Annotated in this window: 20 protein-coding genes; 12 read left to right on the top strand and 8 right to left on the bottom strand. The window is 31.9% G+C overall.

All coding sequences use genetic code 11. The features are described 5' to 3' along the window. Positions 1-84 precede the first annotated feature (84 nt). From ABXT66_RS01785 to ABXT66_RS01765, 5 genes are all read left to right on the top strand, one after another. Positions 85-1,017 carry a ribose-phosphate pyrophosphokinase gene (locus tag ABXT66_RS01785; protein ID WP_443643954.1) on the top strand — a complete coding sequence of 311 codons (933 nt, stop codon included), beginning with the start codon at positions 85-87 and terminating at the stop codon, positions 1,015-1,017. Between the two features lie 99 nt (positions 1,018-1,116). Beyond that, a complete protein-coding gene (locus tag ABXT66_RS01780; RefSeq protein WP_443643953.1) occupies positions 1,117-1,758 on the top strand; it encodes a 50S ribosomal protein L25/general stress protein Ctc in 642 nt (213 codons plus the stop codon). 42 nt (positions 1,759-1,800) lie between these two features. Further along, the gene (pth, locus tag ABXT66_RS01775) at positions 1,801-2,364 is read left to right on the top strand and encodes an aminoacyl-tRNA hydrolase (RefSeq protein ID WP_443643952.1); all 564 of its coding nucleotides are present in this window, start codon (positions 1,801-1,803) and stop codon (positions 2,362-2,364) included. Positions 2,365-2,381: 17 nt separating this feature from the next. Then, entirely contained in the window at positions 2,382-3,479 is a 1,098-nt protein-coding gene (ychF, locus tag ABXT66_RS01770) for a redox-regulated ATPase YchF (protein ID WP_443643951.1), read from the top strand. Between the two features lie 17 nt (positions 3,480-3,496). Further along, positions 3,497-4,162 (top strand): dienelactone hydrolase family protein, encoded by a 666-nt coding sequence (locus ABXT66_RS01765; protein WP_443643950.1) that lies wholly within the window; start codon positions 3,497-3,499, stop codon positions 4,160-4,162. Here ABXT66_RS01765 and ABXT66_RS01760 read toward each other — a convergent pair. From ABXT66_RS01760 to ABXT66_RS01730, 7 genes are all read right to left on the bottom strand, one after another. Next, a complete protein-coding gene (locus tag ABXT66_RS01760) occupies positions 4,159-4,956 on the bottom strand; it encodes a cytochrome c1 (RefSeq protein WP_443643949.1) in 798 nt (265 codons plus the stop codon). The two genes, ABXT66_RS01765 and ABXT66_RS01760, sit on opposite strands and share 4 nt — an antisense overlap. Further along, the gene (locus tag ABXT66_RS01755) at positions 4,957-6,207 is read right to left on the bottom strand and encodes a cytochrome b (RefSeq protein WP_443643948.1); all 1,251 of its coding nucleotides are present in this window, start codon (positions 6,205-6,207) and stop codon (positions 4,957-4,959) included. Positions 6,208-6,245: 38 nt separating this feature from the next. After that, a complete protein-coding gene (gene petA / locus ABXT66_RS01750) occupies positions 6,246-6,791 on the bottom strand; it encodes a ubiquinol-cytochrome c reductase iron-sulfur subunit (protein ID WP_443643947.1) in 546 nt (181 codons plus the stop codon). A gap of 136 nt (positions 6,792-6,927) precedes the next feature. After that, positions 6,928-7,821, bottom strand: coding sequence for an oxygen-dependent coproporphyrinogen oxidase (hemF, locus tag ABXT66_RS01745; RefSeq protein ID WP_443644713.1), 894 nt, complete (start codon positions 7,819-7,821; stop codon positions 6,928-6,930). A gap of 14 nt (positions 7,822-7,835) precedes the next feature. Next, entirely contained in the window at positions 7,836-9,029 is a 1,194-nt protein-coding gene (locus ABXT66_RS01740) for a hypothetical protein (RefSeq protein WP_443644712.1), read from the bottom strand. Positions 9,030-9,191: 162 nt separating this feature from the next. Next, positions 9,192-9,446, bottom strand: a complete 255-nt coding sequence (locus tag ABXT66_RS01735; protein ID WP_443643946.1) for a hypothetical protein — start codon at positions 9,444-9,446, stop codon at positions 9,192-9,194. Beyond that, a complete protein-coding gene (locus ABXT66_RS01730) occupies positions 9,431-10,054 on the bottom strand; it encodes an NUDIX hydrolase (protein WP_443643945.1) in 624 nt (207 codons plus the stop codon). The genes ABXT66_RS01735 and ABXT66_RS01730 overlap by 16 nt, the downstream gene beginning before the upstream one ends. 77 nt (positions 10,055-10,131) lie before the next feature. On the opposite strand from ABXT66_RS01730, the gene ABXT66_RS01725 reads away from it, so the two are divergent. The 4 genes from ABXT66_RS01725 (at position 10,132) to ABXT66_RS01710 (ending at position 12,914) form a co-directional block, all read left to right on the top strand. After that, a complete protein-coding gene (locus ABXT66_RS01725; protein ID WP_443643944.1) occupies positions 10,132-11,046 on the top strand; it encodes a sulfite exporter TauE/SafE family protein in 915 nt (304 codons plus the stop codon). Between the two features lie 6 nt (positions 11,047-11,052). After that, positions 11,053-11,802: a TIGR02186 family protein gene (locus ABXT66_RS01720; RefSeq protein WP_443643943.1), complete on the top strand. Its 750-nt coding sequence runs from the start codon at positions 11,053-11,055 to the stop codon at positions 11,800-11,802. Between the two features lie 10 nt (positions 11,803-11,812). Further along, positions 11,813-12,316 carry a universal stress protein gene (locus ABXT66_RS01715; RefSeq protein WP_443643942.1) on the top strand — a complete coding sequence of 168 codons (504 nt, stop codon included), beginning with the start codon at positions 11,813-11,815 and terminating at the stop codon, positions 12,314-12,316. A 67-nt stretch (positions 12,317-12,383) separates the two neighbouring features. Further along, positions 12,384-12,914, top strand: coding sequence for a peptidylprolyl isomerase (locus ABXT66_RS01710; RefSeq protein ID WP_443643941.1), 531 nt, complete (start codon positions 12,384-12,386; stop codon positions 12,912-12,914). A 4-nt stretch (positions 12,915-12,918) separates the two neighbouring features. Here ABXT66_RS01710 and pyk read toward each other — a convergent pair whose 3' ends face one another. Next, positions 12,919-14,334: a pyruvate kinase gene (gene pyk, locus ABXT66_RS01705; RefSeq protein ID WP_443643940.1), complete on the bottom strand. Its 1,416-nt coding sequence runs from the start codon at positions 14,332-14,334 to the stop codon at positions 12,919-12,921. Between the two features lie 124 nt (positions 14,335-14,458). On the opposite strand from pyk, the gene ABXT66_RS01700 reads away from it, so the two are divergent. From ABXT66_RS01700 to pcaF, 3 genes are read left to right on the top strand one after another with little or no spacing between them, the layout of a single operon-like run. Next, on the top strand, positions 14,459-14,692 hold the full coding sequence (locus tag ABXT66_RS01700; RefSeq protein WP_443643939.1) for a hypothetical protein: 234 nt from the start codon (positions 14,459-14,461) through the stop codon (positions 14,690-14,692). 52 nt (positions 14,693-14,744) lie between these two features. Next, entirely contained in the window at positions 14,745-15,407 is a 663-nt protein-coding gene (locus ABXT66_RS01695) for a glutathione S-transferase N-terminal domain-containing protein (protein WP_443643938.1), read from the top strand. A 25-nt stretch (positions 15,408-15,432) separates the two neighbouring features. Continuing rightward, positions 15,433-16,635: a 3-oxoadipyl-CoA thiolase gene (gene pcaF, locus ABXT66_RS01690; RefSeq protein WP_443643937.1), complete on the top strand. Its 1,203-nt coding sequence runs from the start codon at positions 15,433-15,435 to the stop codon at positions 16,633-16,635. The last annotated feature ends 110 nt before the right edge of the window (positions 16,636-16,745 follow it).

The following is a 16,745-nucleotide window of genomic DNA, read 5'->3' as shown; positions in this document are numbered from 1 at the left end:
AAATCAAAAAATTTTTAATAAAACTTGGCATTGTTCCTTTCAAAATGTTATTAAAATTATTTAAGTTTTTTGGGACAACGACTTATGAAAATACTTGCTTGTAACTCAAATATAAACTTGGCTGAAAGTATCGCTAAAACACTGAACACTCAACTTGTAAAAGCCGAAGTTAAAAGGTTTTCTGACATGGAAGTTTTTGTTGAAGTTCAAGAAAACGTAAGAGGTGAAGATATGTTTATAATACAATCTACATCTTATCCAGCGAATGATAATTTAATGGAGTTACTTGTATCCTTAGATGCGCTTAGAAGAGCTAGTGCAAAAAGAATAACAGCTGTAATTCCTTATTATGGTTACGCAAGACAAGATAGAAAATCAGGGCCAAGGACACCCATTTCTGCAAAGCTAGTAGCAAACCTAATAACTAAAGCAGGTGCTGATAGAATATTAACTATGGATTTGCACGCTGGACAAATACAAGGTTTTTTTGATATTCCTACAGATAATCTATTTGCCGCACCAGTATTTATTAAAAATATAGAAGAGCGATACAAAGATAAACCAGTGGTAGTTGTTTCTCCAGATGTTGGTGGTGTTGTAAGGGCCAGAGCAATTGCCAGACGAATTAATGCTAATTTGGCAATCATAGACAAAAGGAGAGAAAAAGCGGGATCTTCTGAGGTAATGAATATTATTGGGGATGTATCAAATCATCATTGTATCTTAGTTGATGACATAATCGACTCAGGTGGCACATTATGCAACGCTGCAAAAGCTTTAATGGGTGTTGGGGCAATCAGCGTTGATGCTTACGTGACTCACGGAGTATTATCAGGCTCTGCTGTTAGCAAAATTAGTAACTCTCCATTGAGTACATTAGTTACTACAGATTCTATTACCGCAACTGAAGCTGTTAAAATGTCAGATAGTATTAAACAAATTTCAATTGCCCCTATTATAGGCGAAGCTATTCGTCGTGTTCACATGGAACAATCCGTTTCAAGTCTTTTTGAGTAATTTTTATATAAATTGCTTTATATTTTTGAAATATAAGGTTATGTATGCATTATTCTTTGCACCCCTGGAGGCAAAGAATTATTTAAAGGAGAAAATTAGATGGAAACCATAGATATTAAAGCCGAAGCTCGAAGTCAGGTTGGTAAGGGGTCTGCCAGAGCTGCAAGACGTGCTGGATTAGTTCCAGCAGTTATTTACGGCAACAAAGAAACTGCTGTATCTGTAACTTTAGACGCTAATCAATGGCGTCAACTTATGCATAAACCTGGTATTTTTAGTCAACTTATAAACATTAACGTTAATAATGAAACACATTTTGTTTTACCTCGTGATATCCAACAACATCCAGTTTCTGAAGAAGCTATACATGTTGATTTTTTAAGAGTTACCAAAAACGCGACTGTTGCTGTTGGTATCGCCGTAGAATTCTTAAATGAAGATAAATGTACAGGATTAAAACTAGGAGGTGTACTAAATATAGTAAGATCTAAAGTTGAGCTGAACTGCCCTGCAATTTCAATACCTGAAAAATTAACAGTAGATCTAGAAGGTTTAAATGTAGGTCATACTATCCATATTAGTTCAATTGAACTCCCTGAAGGCTGCACACCAACCATTACAGACAGGGATTTTACTGTCGCTACTATTGCTGCACCAAGAGGTGGATTGGACGATGCTGATGAAACTGAAGATACAGAAGAAGTTTCTGAAGAAACAGAAGAAGGCAAAAGTGATAGTTAGTAATAACTATCACTCTAACTATAGTGAGTTTTAATTTTAAAAATGTTTCTCTTAGTTGGTTTAGGAAACCCTGGTTCGGGTTATAGAAACAATAGACATAATATAGGGTTTAAAGTTTTAGAAAACTTAGAAAAACTTTATAATCTTCCTAAATTTACTAAAAAATTTAAGTCTGAATATACAAAGTTTTCATTAAATGGAAATGTAGTTTATTTATTGAAACCTACAACATACATGAATAATTCGGGAATAGCTGTTAAAGAAATTATGGAATTTTATAACATAGATATTCAAAATATTTATGTTATTCATGATGAAATTGATCTTGATTGCGGTCAGATTAAGATTAAAAATGGTGGAAGCCATAACGGTCATAATGGCCTTAAAAGCATAGATCAATCTATTGGTAAGGGATATAATAGGGTAAGAATTGGAGTGTCACGACCATCAAGATTATATGAAAAAAATATTAATGAAAATATATCACGGTGGGTGCTGTCAGATTTCACTTCAGAGGATAGTGTAACATGGCTTGATGATACCATTAAAAAAACAATAAAAGATATCTCACTTTTAATTGAAGGTAATACAAGTGAAAAAAAATAGTAACTTAGGATTTTATTATGGGGTTTAAATGCGGAATAGTTGGGTTGCCGAATGTTGGAAAGTCAACTTTGTTTAACGCACTAACAGAAACAGCTTCCGCTGAAGCTGCTAACTATCCTTTTTGTACTATTGAACCAAATACAGGTATAGTTTCAGTTCCTGATAAAAGATTAATTGAACTTTCAAACCTTGCAAAATCACAAAAAATTATCCCTGCCCAGATGCAATTTGTTGACATCGCTGGGCTAGTGAGCGGAGCAAGTAAAGGAGAAGGATTAGGGAATAAATTCCTGTCTCACATTAGAGAAGTTGATGCAATAATTCATGTATTAAGATGCTTTGAGGATCCTGATATTACACATGTTGAAAATAATATAAATCCTCTAAGGGATGCTGAGATTATTGAAACAGAATTAATGTTAGCTGATATAGAAAGTTTAGATCGTCAAATACAAAACTTAACTAAAAAAGCTAAGACAAATGACCAAGAAGCTAAGAGTGACTTACTTTTAATGAATGAATTGTATGTTCTTTTATCAGAAGGCAAACCTATACGCTTAGGTAATTTTACTGATGAGAAAATCAAACAATATAAAAGTTTTAACTTATTAACATCCAAACCTATATTATACGTATGTAATGTTGATGAAAATGATGCTGCTTCTGGAAATGATTTTACTAAAAACATATATGAAAAAGCTAAGAATGAAAATTGTGAAGCAGTAATAATTTCTGGTTCTATAGAAGCCGAAATTGCTTTACTTGAGTACAATGAAAAAACTGATTTTCTTAGAGATTTAAATTTAGAAGAGTCAGGCTTATCAAGATTAATAAAGGCTGGGTTTTCACTTCTGGATTTAATTACATTTTTTACAATAGGCCCTAAAGAAGCCAGAGCATGGACCTTAAAAAAAAATTCTACAGCACCTAGAGCTGCTGGGGTAATTCATACAGATTTTGAAAAAGGATTTATAAGAGCAGAAACAATATCTTGCGATGACTATTTAAAATATAAAAGTGAGCAAGCTGCTAAGGATGCTGGACGAGTTAGAATTGAAGGTGCAGACTATTTAGTAAAAGATGGAGATGTTTTTCACTTTAGATTTAATGTTTAAATATTTGGAACTTTAATATGAATAGTGTTCTTGAATTAACTGCTAGAGATAATCATAAATTTGCAGCATATTTAGCTCAACCTAAAGAAAAACCAAGAGCAGGACTTGTTATATTACAAGAGATATTTGGTGTAAATAATCATATCCGAGAGGTAACTGATCTCTTTGCTAAAAAAGGGTATCTTGCAATAGCACCCTCATTATTTGATCGAAAAGAAAGAAATGTTGAACTTTCATATGATGAACAAGGGGTATTAAAAGGTAGAAAATTAAAAGATTTATGTAATAAAGAGGCACTTAAAGACATTGAAGCATCTATATCTTTAGTTTCGTCTGCAGGTAAAGTAGGAGTAGTTGGATATTGTTGGGGAGGTTCTCTTGCTTGGAGAATAGCTGATCAATCTAATGAATTATCTGGATGTGTATCTTATTATGGTGGAGATATACCAAAACTAAAACATTGTAATCCTAAGTGTAATTTTTTGTCTCATTTTGGAGAATTAGATCAAAGTATACCAATAGAAGATGTTAAAGATTTTAAACAATTTAAACCAGAAGTTGAAATTTTTACTTATCCTGCACATCATGGTTTCAACTGCAATCATAGAAAACAATATAATGAAGTCAGCGCAAGAGTTGCACTAGATAGAACAATCAAGTTTTTTGAAAATAACCTTGATTAAACATGCCTATTTTTAATAGGAGCCCATATTTTCTTCATAGCAAAATATGACAACAGGGTTAATACTAACAAAAATAAAATTACAGCTATACCAGTCTGTTTTCTTTCCTCTAACTCTGGTTCAGATGCCCAAGCTAAAAAAGCAGTTACATCTTTTGCCATTTGTTCGGGAGTTGCTTTTGTTCCATCAGCATAGGTCACCCCATCTTCATATAATGGTTGAGGCATACCTATTAAATTACCTGAGTAATATTTATTGTAATACATTCCGTCAGGAACTTTTTTTTCTGAAGGAGCATCAACATACCCAGTTAAAAGGGCATGTAAATAATTTGCCCCGTCTGATCTTGCTTTAACAATTAATGATAAATCTGGAGGATAGGCACCACCATTAGCGGCTCTAGCAGATTGCTGATTAGGGTAAGGGGAGACAAACTTATCACTAGGTCTTGCCGCCCTCTCAATAACTTCACCTTCATCATCAATAGTATTTACAGTATTTTCTGCAGCAAAGGCTTTAATCTCATTATCGTTGTATCCTATAGCTTTTAAATTTCTGTAAGCAAGTAATCTTAGTCCATGACAGCCTGAGCAAACTTCTTTGTAAACTTGAAGACCTCTTTGTTGAGAGGCTCTGTCAAAGGTTCCAGTAATACCTGAAAAAGTCCATTCTTTTTGGGGATATGAAATTTTATCTCCAGCTGCAAATGAAAAGTTAGTAATAAGAAAAACTGATATAAAAGTTGAAATAAAAATCAAACATACTTTCACTTTCTTAATAGACTTTAAAAACATTTACTTTTTCTCCCTGGTTGCAAATGCTGAAGCTGTAGCAGCACCACTTAAAACCGGTTCTGAAATTGATATTGGAAGAGGTTTAGTTTTTTCAATATATGGCAAAAGAGGAAAAAGAACTAAAAAGTGAAAAAAGTAATAAGCGGTGGCAATTCTTGATAGAATTACGTATATGCCCTCCGCAGGCATAGCGCCCAAATACCCTAATAAAATACAGTCTGCGACTAAAACCCAGAAAAATATTTTGAAAATTGGTCTAAACTGTGATGATCTCACTGGCGACCTATCTAACCAAGGTAGAATAAATAATACCGCTATGGCACCAAACATAAATAAAACTCCACCAAGTTTATCTGGGATGGCTCTTAAAATCGCATAAAAAGGAAGAAAATACCATTCAGGAACAATGTGTGCTGGAGTAACCATTGGATTGGCTTCTATGTAATTATCGGGATGACCCATAAAATTTGGAAAGAAAAAAACCGCTGCTGCAAAAAAAGTTAAAAACACACCTAAACCAAACAGATCCTTTATAGTATAATATGGACTAAACGGTATTGTATCTTGGGTGCCCTTGACATCTATCCCTATTGGATTATTTGAACCAAATCTATGAAGAGCTATTAGATGTAGAATAACAACACCAACTATAACAAATGGTAAAACAAAATGAAGAGAAAAAAATCTATTCAATGTTGAATTATCAACTGAGAAACCGCCCCATAACCATGTAACTATACTTTCTCCAACAACCGGTATTGCAGAAAACAAGTTAGTAATGACTGTGGCTCCCCAAAAACTCATTTGACCCCACGGAAGAACATATCCCATAAAAGCTGTTGCCATCATTAACAAAAGAATTAGTACTCCCAATATCCATAATAGTTCTCTTGGTGCTTTATATGAACCATAATAGAGACCTCTGAATATATGAATAAAAACTACAATAAAGAAAAAACTAGCTCCATTCATATGAATGTATCTTATCAACCAACCGTGATTTACATCGCGCATAATTCTTTCAACTGAATCAAAGGCATAATCGACATGAGCTGTATAGTTCATTGATAAAACAATACCAGTTATAATCATTGTTACTAAGGCTATTCCAGCAAGTGAACCAAAATTCCAAAAATAATTTAAATTCTTCGGCGTAGGATAGTGATTTAATTCATGATCCATAAAAGTAAAAATTGGAAGTCTGTAGTCAATCCATTTAACTACCGGGTTCTTAAACTTAGGCTTCGACATTCATAGCTCCTGAAAACAACAAAAAATAATACATTATTCTATCCAATTCTGATGAGTGTATCAGATAAAAACTTATAAGACGGGACTTCTAAGTTAGTAGGCGCTGGGCCTTTTCTGATTCTACCTGAGTGGTCATAATGAGATCCATGACATGGGCAAAACCAACCTCCATATTGTCCTTTAATATCTCCAGTTTTCTGCCCTAAAGGTACGCATCCTAAATGTGTACAAACACCAACCAAAACAATATATTTCTCATTAGCTACACGATCAGCATCAGCTTGAGGGTCTCTCATATCATCAATTAAAACTTCTTTAGCTTGTTTTATTTCATCTGGAGTTCTATGACGAACAAAAACAGGTTTACCTCTCCATTTGACAGTAATTGATTGACCTTCTTCTAAAGATGATAAATCGATTTCTGTAGAGGCAAGAGCCAATGTGTCAGCAGCAGGGTTCATCTGATCAATTAATGGCCATACAAAAGATGCCGCTCCAACTCCAGCTAATGCGTAAGTAGACACTACAAGAAAATCTCTTTTACTATCATCTTTTTCATTTATTGGATTAGATTTTTTAGACATTTTTTTCCTCGAGATATTATATTATCTATATAAACCTGGTTGACTAAAATTTCTAGTCTTTTTCAGTGTAAATTTTATTTTTTTTAGAGAAGAGAAAATAAATTAGAACTTTTTAAACTTATTTTTTAGAATAGAATTAAATCCAACTAACTTTGGGAGGCAAACTCATCAGAACTGCTTCAGTATTTCCTCCAGTTTTTAGTCCAAAGATTGTACCCCTATCATATAATAAATTAAATTCAACATATCTGCCTCTCCTGACGAGTTGCTCCTCTCTATCATTTTGAGAAAATTTATGTTCAATTCTACTTTTAATAATTTCTAAGTAAGAGGATAAGAAAGTCTTCCCAATATCTTGAACAAAGGAAAAATCGTCATTCCAATTATTACTATTTAAATAATCAAAAAAAATACCTCCAATACCTCTTGCTTCTTGTCTATGAGGCAAATAAAAGTATTCATCACACCAATATTTAAAATTAGGATAATAATTTGAGTTGTATTTATCACAACTTGATTTAAAATTTTTATGAAATAATTTGGATGCTTTTTTATCTTCAAAAATTGGTGTTAAATCTCCTCCTCCTCCAAACCAAATCTTTTTTTTATCTCCTTCACCTGTAACTAATAATCGCGTATTCATGTGTGCGGCTGGTACAAATGGATTACACATGTGTGATACAACTGATATACCTGATGCCCAGAATTTTCCATTTTCTTCAGCACCGGGTATTTGGCCTCGAAATTCTTTAGAAAATTCTCCATGAACAGTGGATATATTCACTCCAACTTTTTCAAAAACATTACCCTTCATAACTGAAATAGTGCCTCCACCTCCACCATTTCTTTCCCATTTCTTTTTATTAAAATTTATATTTTTCTTTTTACTTGATCGATTGTTTTCAATTTTTTCAAAAGATGCGCATATTTCATCTCGAAGATTTGCAAACCAATCTTTAGCTATCTTTTTTTTGTTATCTAGCAACTGATTGTCGTCCAAGCATTTTTGTATTTTTAATTTTTCTAACATTTCTATTTTAATTGTCATAATTTATCATTGCCATCTTGTATTGTTTTTAAAAAGATTATGATTTGATTAGTAGAACTTTGAAAATCATTATTTACCCAAAATTTTTCTGCTATCTTAATTGATTGATTAATTTTAATGTAGTCATCCTGCCTATACATCTCTTGAACTTTATGTCTGTTAATAGGAATTATTGGCCACTTTACATTACACAAATCTATTTCATCAATTTTATTCAAAGGAATTATATGAAATAAAGCTAACTTGTACCAATTAAACGGTATTTTATCATTTTTAAAAAAAGTTGTGTTATTTGGATAAATACTACATCTCATCTTCCATATAAATTTTAGTATATATATTTTTTTATCTTTAACATTTTTAGACTCAAATATTTTTTGATTATACAATTTAGAAAATTTTAATAAAGAAAATACAAATTTATTAAAAGTGACTTTTTTTTTATTTAATTCAAATCTTTGAATAATACTTTCAAGTTTATCAAAACCATATAAGAGAGGCAAAAAGACAGAAATTAAATCTAGTTTTTCTTCATTTATTATATCCATTGCAAAAGATTTGATATAGGTAATAGTTGAAAAATTTTTTGTTTTAAAACCTTCTTGAATTTCGTTTTTCTTATTTAATAAAATATGTCTATCTATTTTTAATTCTGACATAACAGACAAACTAATATTAAAGTTTTCAACCATAAATATTTTTGTAAACTCATCTTTCATTCTTTTATTCGATAATGTGCTAATATTATAAAGTTTTGACGAAATTTTGTTTTTTAAATGATACGAAATATTTTTATTTGGGAATGCAGCAAAAAATCTGCAGAACCTAAGAACTCTTAGATAATCTTCTTCAATTCTCTTGATAGGATCACCAATAAATTTTAACTCTTTATTTTTAATATCCTTTAACCCTCCAAGAGGATCCCTTAAATTTCCTTTTTCATTTAAATATAACGCATTCACTGTAAAGTCTCTTCTTAAAGAATCTTGATGCAAGCTATCTGCAGAGCTTACATATGCTTGCCTACCAAATGTAATTAAATCTTTTCTAAAACTAGTAATTTGATATTCATTATTACCCAGTATTATAGTAATAGTTTTATATTGAATGTTTTTCTGATAAATTTTTATTTTTTTTTTTAATATTTTTTTTGCAAATAAATTTATATCCATACTTGTAACAAAATCTATATCGCTTACTTCAGTACCACAAAAAAAATCTCGAATTGCACCACCAACAACCCATATTTTAGCATCTATACCTTTTGCTAAATTAAAAATAGTTTGAATATTTTTATCTTTTAGAAAGAAACTAGTTTTATTTTGTTTTATAATAAGTAAATCCTTAATTTTCTAATTAGAAAAACTACCATCCTTTATTTTTCCATCAACAATTGATGGAGGATTATAGAGATAACTTGGATCAACTGCGTTACCCTCAAGATATAAAAATGAAATTAAAATAAAGATGCAAAACCCAAGAAGGCTTACAAAAGAAGATATAAAAACTGAATTAGTTTTAGTAAGTCTTTGTAAAATATATTTTGTTAAAAAATAAAGACCTATTGAAAATAGTATAGCAAGAAAAATAATTAGATATCGTCGCATGGTGGAAACTCCCTTAGGCCTAACCCAGCTGATAAAGTGACTAAAACTCTAGCAGTTAAACCCCAAATATTTTCATTCTCGTAGTTTATCCTCCAAGTCATTGACATGCTAGACTTAATTGGAGGTTTTTCTCTAATGTGATAATCAGGCAACAGTAATTGCTGTGATTTTGGAGTGAATATTTTTCTGACCTCTTCAACGTTTGGCTTTATTGAATTTTTCCAATTTGATAATTCCTTCATCATAGCAATATAAGGAGTAACCACGTAACCAGTTCCAGTATAAAATTTTGGAAAATTACCAATTATATTATAATTTTCTTTCGAAAGACTTATTTCTTCTTCAGTTTCCCTAACAGCGGTTTCTAATAAAGTTTTGTCCTCATTTTCTTTTTTTCCTCCTGGAAAAGCAATCTGTCCAGCATGCTGTCTTAAATTATTTTTTCTCTGAGTCAATAAAATATAACTCTCGTGTTTGTCATAATTATTTATAAAAATCACTAGTATACTTGCCTCAGAATACCCTGAAATTGGCCGATTAGTATCTCCTGCATCTCTTACATTTTTTATACAATCTAAAAGGTTATTTGTTGATATTAAATTTACCATTAACTTTGCTCTAAATAATTATTTTTAAATTATAAATAATGTACTATCATAATCAAACAAACAATTATGAAAATTTAATGTATATTTACCTTCCAATAGCTGAACAACCAATTCATTCCTTAGTGATAATAGGAGTGGGATTAATCATTGGTTTTATAATGGGTTTAGTGGGAGTAGGTGGAGGTTTCTTATTAACCCCTATTATGATGTTTCTTGGAATCCCACCACCTGTTGCAGTTGCATCTGTTGCTAATCAATTAGTAGCTCCATCAGTTTCTGGGGTCTTGTCTCACTGGAAAAGAGGTAATGTTGATTTTAAGATGGGGACTGTTTTACTTTTGGGGGGAGTTTTAGGCTCGTCCATAGGAGTTATTTTATTTAATTTTTTAGACAAAATAGGTCAATTAGATCTGGTCATAAAGTTATCTTATGTCATTTTTTTATCTTTGATAGGAAGTATGATGTTCACTGAATCATTAAGGTTGATTTTGAGAAAGAGAAAAGGAAAAATCTCTAGAGGCAAACTTCATCAGCATAATTGGCTTCATGGATTACCATTTAAAACTAGATTTAGAAAATCAAAACTATATATTTCTATTTTACTACCTATTTTAATAGGCGTAATTGTTGGAGTGTTAGCGGCTATAATGGGAATTGGTGGTGGGTTTATTATTGTACCTGCAATGATATATCTTTTAGGGATGCCAACGTCTTTAGTTGTTGGCACGTCGCTGTTTCAGATAATATTTGTTGCTGCAAATACTACAGTTCTTCAAGCATCACAAAATCAAACAGTCGACATAGTCTTAGCTACTTTATTATTATTAGGTTCTGTAGCTGGAGTACAAATTGGAGCAAAATTTACAAATGTACTCAAGGGTGAACATCTAAGACTTATACTCTCATCAATTATTATTTTAGTAAGTTTGAAAATTTTAACTGAATTAATAACCATTCCATCTGATCTTTTTTCTATTATTATTAGAAGGTAGTTAAAAATGAAGTTTTATTTACTAATTCATATTTTATTTTTTTTAATTATATTATCTTTTAACGTTAAAGCTCAAAACCAAATAGTAGCAGATCTTTCTCAAGAAAATGTTGAAATTTCTACGGATTTTCTTGGAGCTAAAATTCTTTTATTTGGAGCTTATGATGGCCGAAAAGGTGACGATATCATAGTTGTTGTCACTGGACCTAAAGGTCTTGCAACTATCCAAAAAAAAGGAAATGTTCTAGGAGTTTGGGTAAATACTAAAAAGGTTAATTATATTAATGCCCCAAAATATTTAAGTATTTCTTCAAATAGAGACATTGATAAAATTTTAAATCAAAAGACTCAAAAAATTTCAGAAATTGGTTTAAATAATTTAAATGTCAGAATTCAGCCTGGTAAACCAATTAATAACGAACAAGAATGGAGAGAGGCTCTCACTAGAAATATGCTTAAATCTAAATTATGGAGTGTAAATGAAAATTCAGTGTCTCTAATAAAGAATTCACTATTTAGATCTTATTTGTCACTGCCTTCGAATGTTACAACTGGTAAGTTTGAAGTAAAAATATTACATTACCGAAATAGTAAACTTATTTCAAAAGAAACTAGCAATATTAACGTGTCAAAATCAGGTTTCAGTGCAGAGATTTATAACATTGCCCAAAATTATTCAACATTATATGGAATTTTAGCAGTTCTATTGGCTGTATTTATTGGTTGGGGAACTAATTTAGTATTCAGAAAAGTTTAAAGAGGACATAATGAATAAAAAAAGAACTGTTAAACCAAAGGCTTTAAAACCGAGCAATAGGTTATTTTTAGTTGTAGCTGATGATAGTAAAGAATTACATCAAGCTTTATATTACGCGGCAAGACGTGCGGCCACAGCTGGTGGTGAAATCGCATTATTTAGATGTATTGAGCCTGTTGAAGGTCAGTTGTGGGGCGGAGTTTCAGAAATTATGGAAGCTGAAACTGAACAAGCCAGTAAGATTTTACTTGAAAAGCTAAGTAATTATTGTGAAAAATTAGGCGCTCCTAAGCCAAGAACGTTTGTTAGGAAAGGCACCGTTCATGAAGAGTTATTCAATTTAATTGACAGTGAAGAATCAATTAGAGTCCTTGTTTTAGGCGTATCTACAGAACACGGAAACCCAGGTCCATTAATTAACTATATTATTAATAAAGGAAGCAATGAATGTAGAGTTCCTATAACTATAGTTCCAGGAAACTTGTCTGATGAACAGATTGATGCACTCATATAAAAAAAATATTGATTTTAATTACAGTAACTTTATATCTAGTCATTAATAATCAAATGAAAGTATTCGTATGTTTAAAAATTTATTAATTATAGTTCTAGGGGTAATGTGTGTAACAATGGCTAAACCAGTTAAAAAAGCATCAGCAAGTACAAGTAAGTTTATAACAATTGAAACATCTCAAGGTAAAGTTGTTATAGAAACATTGCCTAAAATTGCACCAAATCACGTTAAAAGAATTAAAGAATTGGTTAAGGATAAATTCTACGATGGAATAATATTTCATAGAGTTATAGAAGGATTCATGGCTCAAACTGGTGACCCTGACGGAGTTGGAACAGGTGGCTCTGGAAAAAATTTAAAAGCTGAATTTTCAGACTATGAGTATAAATACGGAACAGTGGGAATGGCTAGATCCATGAACCCTGATAGCGGTGACAGTCAATTTTTTATATGTTTTGACGGTTGCAGTCATCTTACCGGTCAATATACAGTTTGGGGACAAGTTGTATCTGGAATGGATGCTGTAGAAAAATTAGCTATAGGAGAGCCCCCAAGCAATCCTGATAAAATGGTGACAGTAAAGTTGGGCAAAAAATAACTCTTTAAATATCAACTACTCTTATTGAATTTGTTGAACCAGATATTCCAAAGGGCATTCCAGCTACAACTACAATAGCATCGCCATTTTTAGCAAATTTTTGTTTTCTTATAATTTGTCTAGCTTCTTCGATTGCAGCTTCATAACCTTGAACTTTACTGAAGAACGAGTAAGCACCCCATAAAAGAGATAATCTCCTTTTTACTTTTTCATCAGGTGTCATTACCACTAGTAATAAATTTGGACGTTCTCTAGCCATTCTATAGGCTGTGTTACCAGATGCAGTGAAAGCAACAACAGCTTTAGCTTTCACTGACTCTGCTAAACTGACTGCAGAATGAGAAACTGCATTATAAACAAAGTTTTCTACCTTTAAATTTTGAGGCCCGTCTCCACGATGACTTTTAATATGTTTTTCTGCAGAACAAATTATTCTATCCATTATAGTGACTGCTTCAGTAGGGAACAATCCTACTGCTGTTTCTGCAGAGAGCATTACAGCATCAGCTCCATCGAACACAGCCGTTGCAACATCTGATGCTTCTGCCCTAGTTGGTGAAGGCGAATCAATCATAGACTCGAGCATCTGGGTAGCTACTATAACAGGTTTTCCAGCTTGTCTACATTCAAGTATAATGTCCTTTTGTATTCCCGGAACTTCTTCTGGAGGTAATTCTACGCCTAAATCTCCTCGAGCTACCATTATACCCTCACAGGCACCTATTATGCTTTTTAATTCCTTAAGCGCTGATGGTTTTTCTATCTTTGCTATAACGCCTGCTTTATCGCCTATATATTTTTTAACTTCTTCTACATCACTTAACTTTTGAACAAACGAAAGAGCTATCCAATCAACATCTTGATTTAAAATAAATTTAAGGTCCTCTATATCTTTAGGAGTAAGTGGATTTGTGTTTATAACTACATCAGGTAGATTTATACCTTTATTACTTTTTATGTAGCCGCCAACTACTACTTCTGTATTTATTTTATCTTTTGATATTTTTTTAACTACAAATTGAAGTTTACCGTCATCCATTAAAATATTAGAACCTATAGATAAACTTTCATAAATTTCATCATGCGATAAGTTGACCCTACTAAAGTCTCCTATTTCAGCATTTTTATCAAAAATATAATTATTACCTTTAATAACTTTAATATCAGATTTCACTTCTCCAATTCTAAATTTTGGCCCTTGAAGATCTGCAAGAATTGCAACATTACAACCCACCTCATTTGCGACTGATCTTATATTTGTAATTCTTTTTAAATGGTCACCATGATTACCGTGACTAAAGTTAAGGCGAAAAACATTAACGCCCGCTTTGATTAAAGATTTAAGTTTAGACGTACCATCGGTTGCAGTTCCAACAGTCGAAACTATTTTAGTTGATCTTAAAAATTCTAAACCACTCATACTGGACCTTTGTTTATTAATAGCCTTGTTATACATTAAATATTAAATAAATATTAAAAAAATTTAATATTTTTTAAAATCGGCAAGCTATTTGCAAACTCTATTTATAACAGGAGATATAGTAATGGCACAAATAGTTCCCTTTCCACTTGATAGAGTAAGGAAGTCAAAAGAAGATAATATTTATGAAGAAAAACACATACTTCATATGATTAAAAATATACGACAAAATTATCCTCCTTCACTTTGGAATACTATATATCAACTCACAAAACAGGGACATATAAGCGATCATATTAATGACGAGGTAGATCAAATGGCTGACAAATTAACAAATGAAGTGTTAATAGACAAATAGGAATATAAAAAATTAATCTTTATATTTTTTAATTTACAATTAAATTATTAGTATGATTAAAAATAACTTCCCGATCTTATATTCATTTAGGAGATGTCCTTATGCAATGCGTGCAAGACTAGCATTACAATCATCTGGTATAATAGTTGAAATAAGAGAAATAAAACTACAGAATAAACCTAAAGAATTTATACAGTTTTCACAAAAAGGAACAGTGCCAGTATTAATATTAAACTCTGAAAAAGTTTTAGACGAGAGTATAGACATTATTAAGTGGGCGTTAAAGACTAATGATCCTAAAAATTGGTTGGCTGAGGGTCAACTTAATCAAATTGAAATAGATAAAATTCTAATTACGCTTGAGTGTGATTTCAAAAAAAACTTGGATAAATATAAATATCCAAATAGATATAAAAGTGATAATAAAGATTTTCATAGAGATAAGAATTTAAAATTTCTTAATTATTTAAATGATTTATTAAAAAAAAATAACGCTCTTAATTGCTCACATTTAAGCATGCTAGATTATGCAATTTTGCCATTTATTAGACAATTTAGGAATGTTGATGAACTATGGTTTGATGCATTAGACTTAATATTTTTAAAAAAATGGCTATTTCAATTTATTGATAGTAATGAATTTTCATCTATAATGAAAAAATATAATTTATGGGACCTTAATCAAACACCAATTTATACAAATTTTTCTTATTAACTTTTTTTAATTTTGGAGATTTTTAATGTCAGAAGCTTTTATCTGTGAAGGAACAAGAACTCCTATTGGACGATTTGGTGGAAGCCTGTCTTCAATTAGAACCGATGATCTTGCATCACTTCCTTTAATCTCACTAAAAGAAAATTTAGCCAAAGCAGATTGGGACAGCTTAGAAGAAGTTTTTTTTGGCAATGCAAACCAAGCTGGCGAAGATAACCGTAACATTGCAAGAATGGCACTTCTTTTGGCAAACCTTCCACATACAGTCCCAGGAATTACACTTAACAGATTGTGCGCATCAGGTATGGAGGCAATTACCAATGCATCAAGAATGATCAAGTCAAATGAGGCTAATTTTACTATTGCTGGAGGTGCAGAGAGTATGAGCAGAGCACCTTTTGTCATGCCAAAAGCTACTACCCCTTTTTCAAGAAATGCAGAAATTTATGATACAACAATAGGCTGGCGATTTGTGAACCCTAAAATGAAAGCTACATTTGGGATTGATTCAATGCCAGAAACAGCAGAAAATGTAGCAGAAAAATATCAAATTAATAGAGACGACCAAGATAAAATGGCACTTGCGAGTCAAGAAAAAGCTATTAAATCTATAGCTAATGGAAGGTTATCTAAAGAAATAACACCCGTTGTCATTCCTCAAAAAAAAGGTGATCCTATTATTTTTGATAAAGACGAGCATCCAAGATCAACTTCTATTGAAAAATTGGCAGCACTTCCATCTCCTTTTCGTAAAGATGGATCCGTTACTGCTGGAAATGCAAGTGGGGTTAATGATGGGTCAGCAGCACTTATAATAGCCAGTGATTTAGGTGTAAAAAGAAATCATTTAGTACCTAGAGCACGAATTATTTCGGCCGCCAGTTCTGGGGTTGAACCTGCATTTATGGGTATTGGACCAGTTCCAGCATCGTTAAAAGCACTAAAACTTGCAGGTCTAAAAATGCAAGATATAGATGTTATTGAGATTAATGAAGCATTTGCTGCTCAAGGGTTAGCAAGCCTAAGATCATTAGGAGTTCAAGATAATGACGAAAGAGTAAACCCAAACGGTGGAGCAATTGCACTAGGCCATCCTCTTGGTATGTCGGGAACAAGATTAGTTTTGACAGCTGCTCAAGAATTAATTGAGTCAAATAAACGATATGCACTTTGCACTATGTGCGTAGGAGTTGGACAAGGAAGTGCTATCATTATAGAAAAAATTTAAGAAATACGATATAGAGGTTCCAATTTTTGCAAGACATCTACACGTTGTTAATGCTAATCTAATGTTATAGAAAGTGCTATTATAGCAGGTCGAAATAAATTTAGGATGAC

The organism is Candidatus Levibacter sp. Uisw_134_01 (genome assembly GCF_047717795.1).
Taxonomy (GTDB): domain Bacteria; phylum Pseudomonadota; class Alphaproteobacteria; order Puniceispirillales; family Marisalimonadaceae; genus Marisalimonas.
This window is presented reverse-complemented; position numbering and strand designations above follow the sequence as displayed.

Coding starts and splice junctions, on each gene's coding strand:
- ABXT66_RS01780 (WP_443643953.1), top strand. CDS start 1,117: ATGGAAACCATAGATATTAAAGCCGAAGCTCGAAGTCAGGTTGGTAAG.
- petA (WP_443643947.1), bottom strand. CDS start 6,791: ATGTCTAAAAAATCTAATCCAATAAATGAAAAAGATGATAGTAAAAGA.
- ABXT66_RS01755 (WP_443643948.1), bottom strand. CDS start 6,207: ATGTCGAAGCCTAAGTTTAAGAACCCGGTAGTTAAATGGATTGACTAC.
- ABXT66_RS01760 (WP_443643949.1), bottom strand. CDS start 4,956: ATGTTTTTAAAGTCTATTAAGAAAGTGAAAGTATGTTTGATTTTTATT.
- ABXT66_RS01785 (WP_443643954.1), top strand. CDS start 85: ATGAAAATACTTGCTTGTAACTCAAATATAAACTTGGCTGAAAGTATC.
- ychF (WP_443643951.1), top strand. CDS start 2,382: ATGGGGTTTAAATGCGGAATAGTTGGGTTGCCGAATGTTGGAAAGTCA.
- hemF (WP_443644713.1), bottom strand. CDS start 7,821: ATGTTAGAAAAATTAAAAATACAAAAATGCTTGGACGACAATCAGTTG.
- ABXT66_RS01710 (WP_443643941.1), top strand. CDS start 12,384: ATGTTTAAAAATTTATTAATTATAGTTCTAGGGGTAATGTGTGTAACA.
- ABXT66_RS01695 (WP_443643938.1), top strand. CDS start 14,745: ATGATTAAAAATAACTTCCCGATCTTATATTCATTTAGGAGATGTCCT.
- ABXT66_RS01725 (WP_443643944.1), top strand. CDS start 10,132: ATGTATATTTACCTTCCAATAGCTGAACAACCAATTCATTCCTTAGTG.
- ABXT66_RS01715 (WP_443643942.1), top strand. CDS start 11,813: ATGAATAAAAAAAGAACTGTTAAACCAAAGGCTTTAAAACCGAGCAAT.
- ABXT66_RS01735 (WP_443643946.1), bottom strand. CDS start 9,446: ATGCGACGATATCTAATTATTTTTCTTGCTATACTATTTTCAATAGGT.
- pth (WP_443643952.1), top strand. CDS start 1,801: ATGTTTCTCTTAGTTGGTTTAGGAAACCCTGGTTCGGGTTATAGAAAC.
- ABXT66_RS01765 (WP_443643950.1), top strand. CDS start 3,497: ATGAATAGTGTTCTTGAATTAACTGCTAGAGATAATCATAAATTTGCA.
- ABXT66_RS01700 (WP_443643939.1), top strand. CDS start 14,459: ATGGCACAAATAGTTCCCTTTCCACTTGATAGAGTAAGGAAGTCAAAA.
- pcaF (WP_443643937.1), top strand. CDS start 15,433: ATGTCAGAAGCTTTTATCTGTGAAGGAACAAGAACTCCTATTGGACGA.
- pyk (WP_443643940.1), bottom strand. CDS start 14,334: ATGAGTGGTTTAGAATTTTTAAGATCAACTAAAATAGTTTCGACTGTT.
- ABXT66_RS01720 (WP_443643943.1), top strand. CDS start 11,053: ATGAAGTTTTATTTACTAATTCATATTTTATTTTTTTTAATTATATTA.
- ABXT66_RS01730 (WP_443643945.1), bottom strand. CDS start 10,054: ATGGTAAATTTAATATCAACAAATAACCTTTTAGATTGTATAAAAAAT.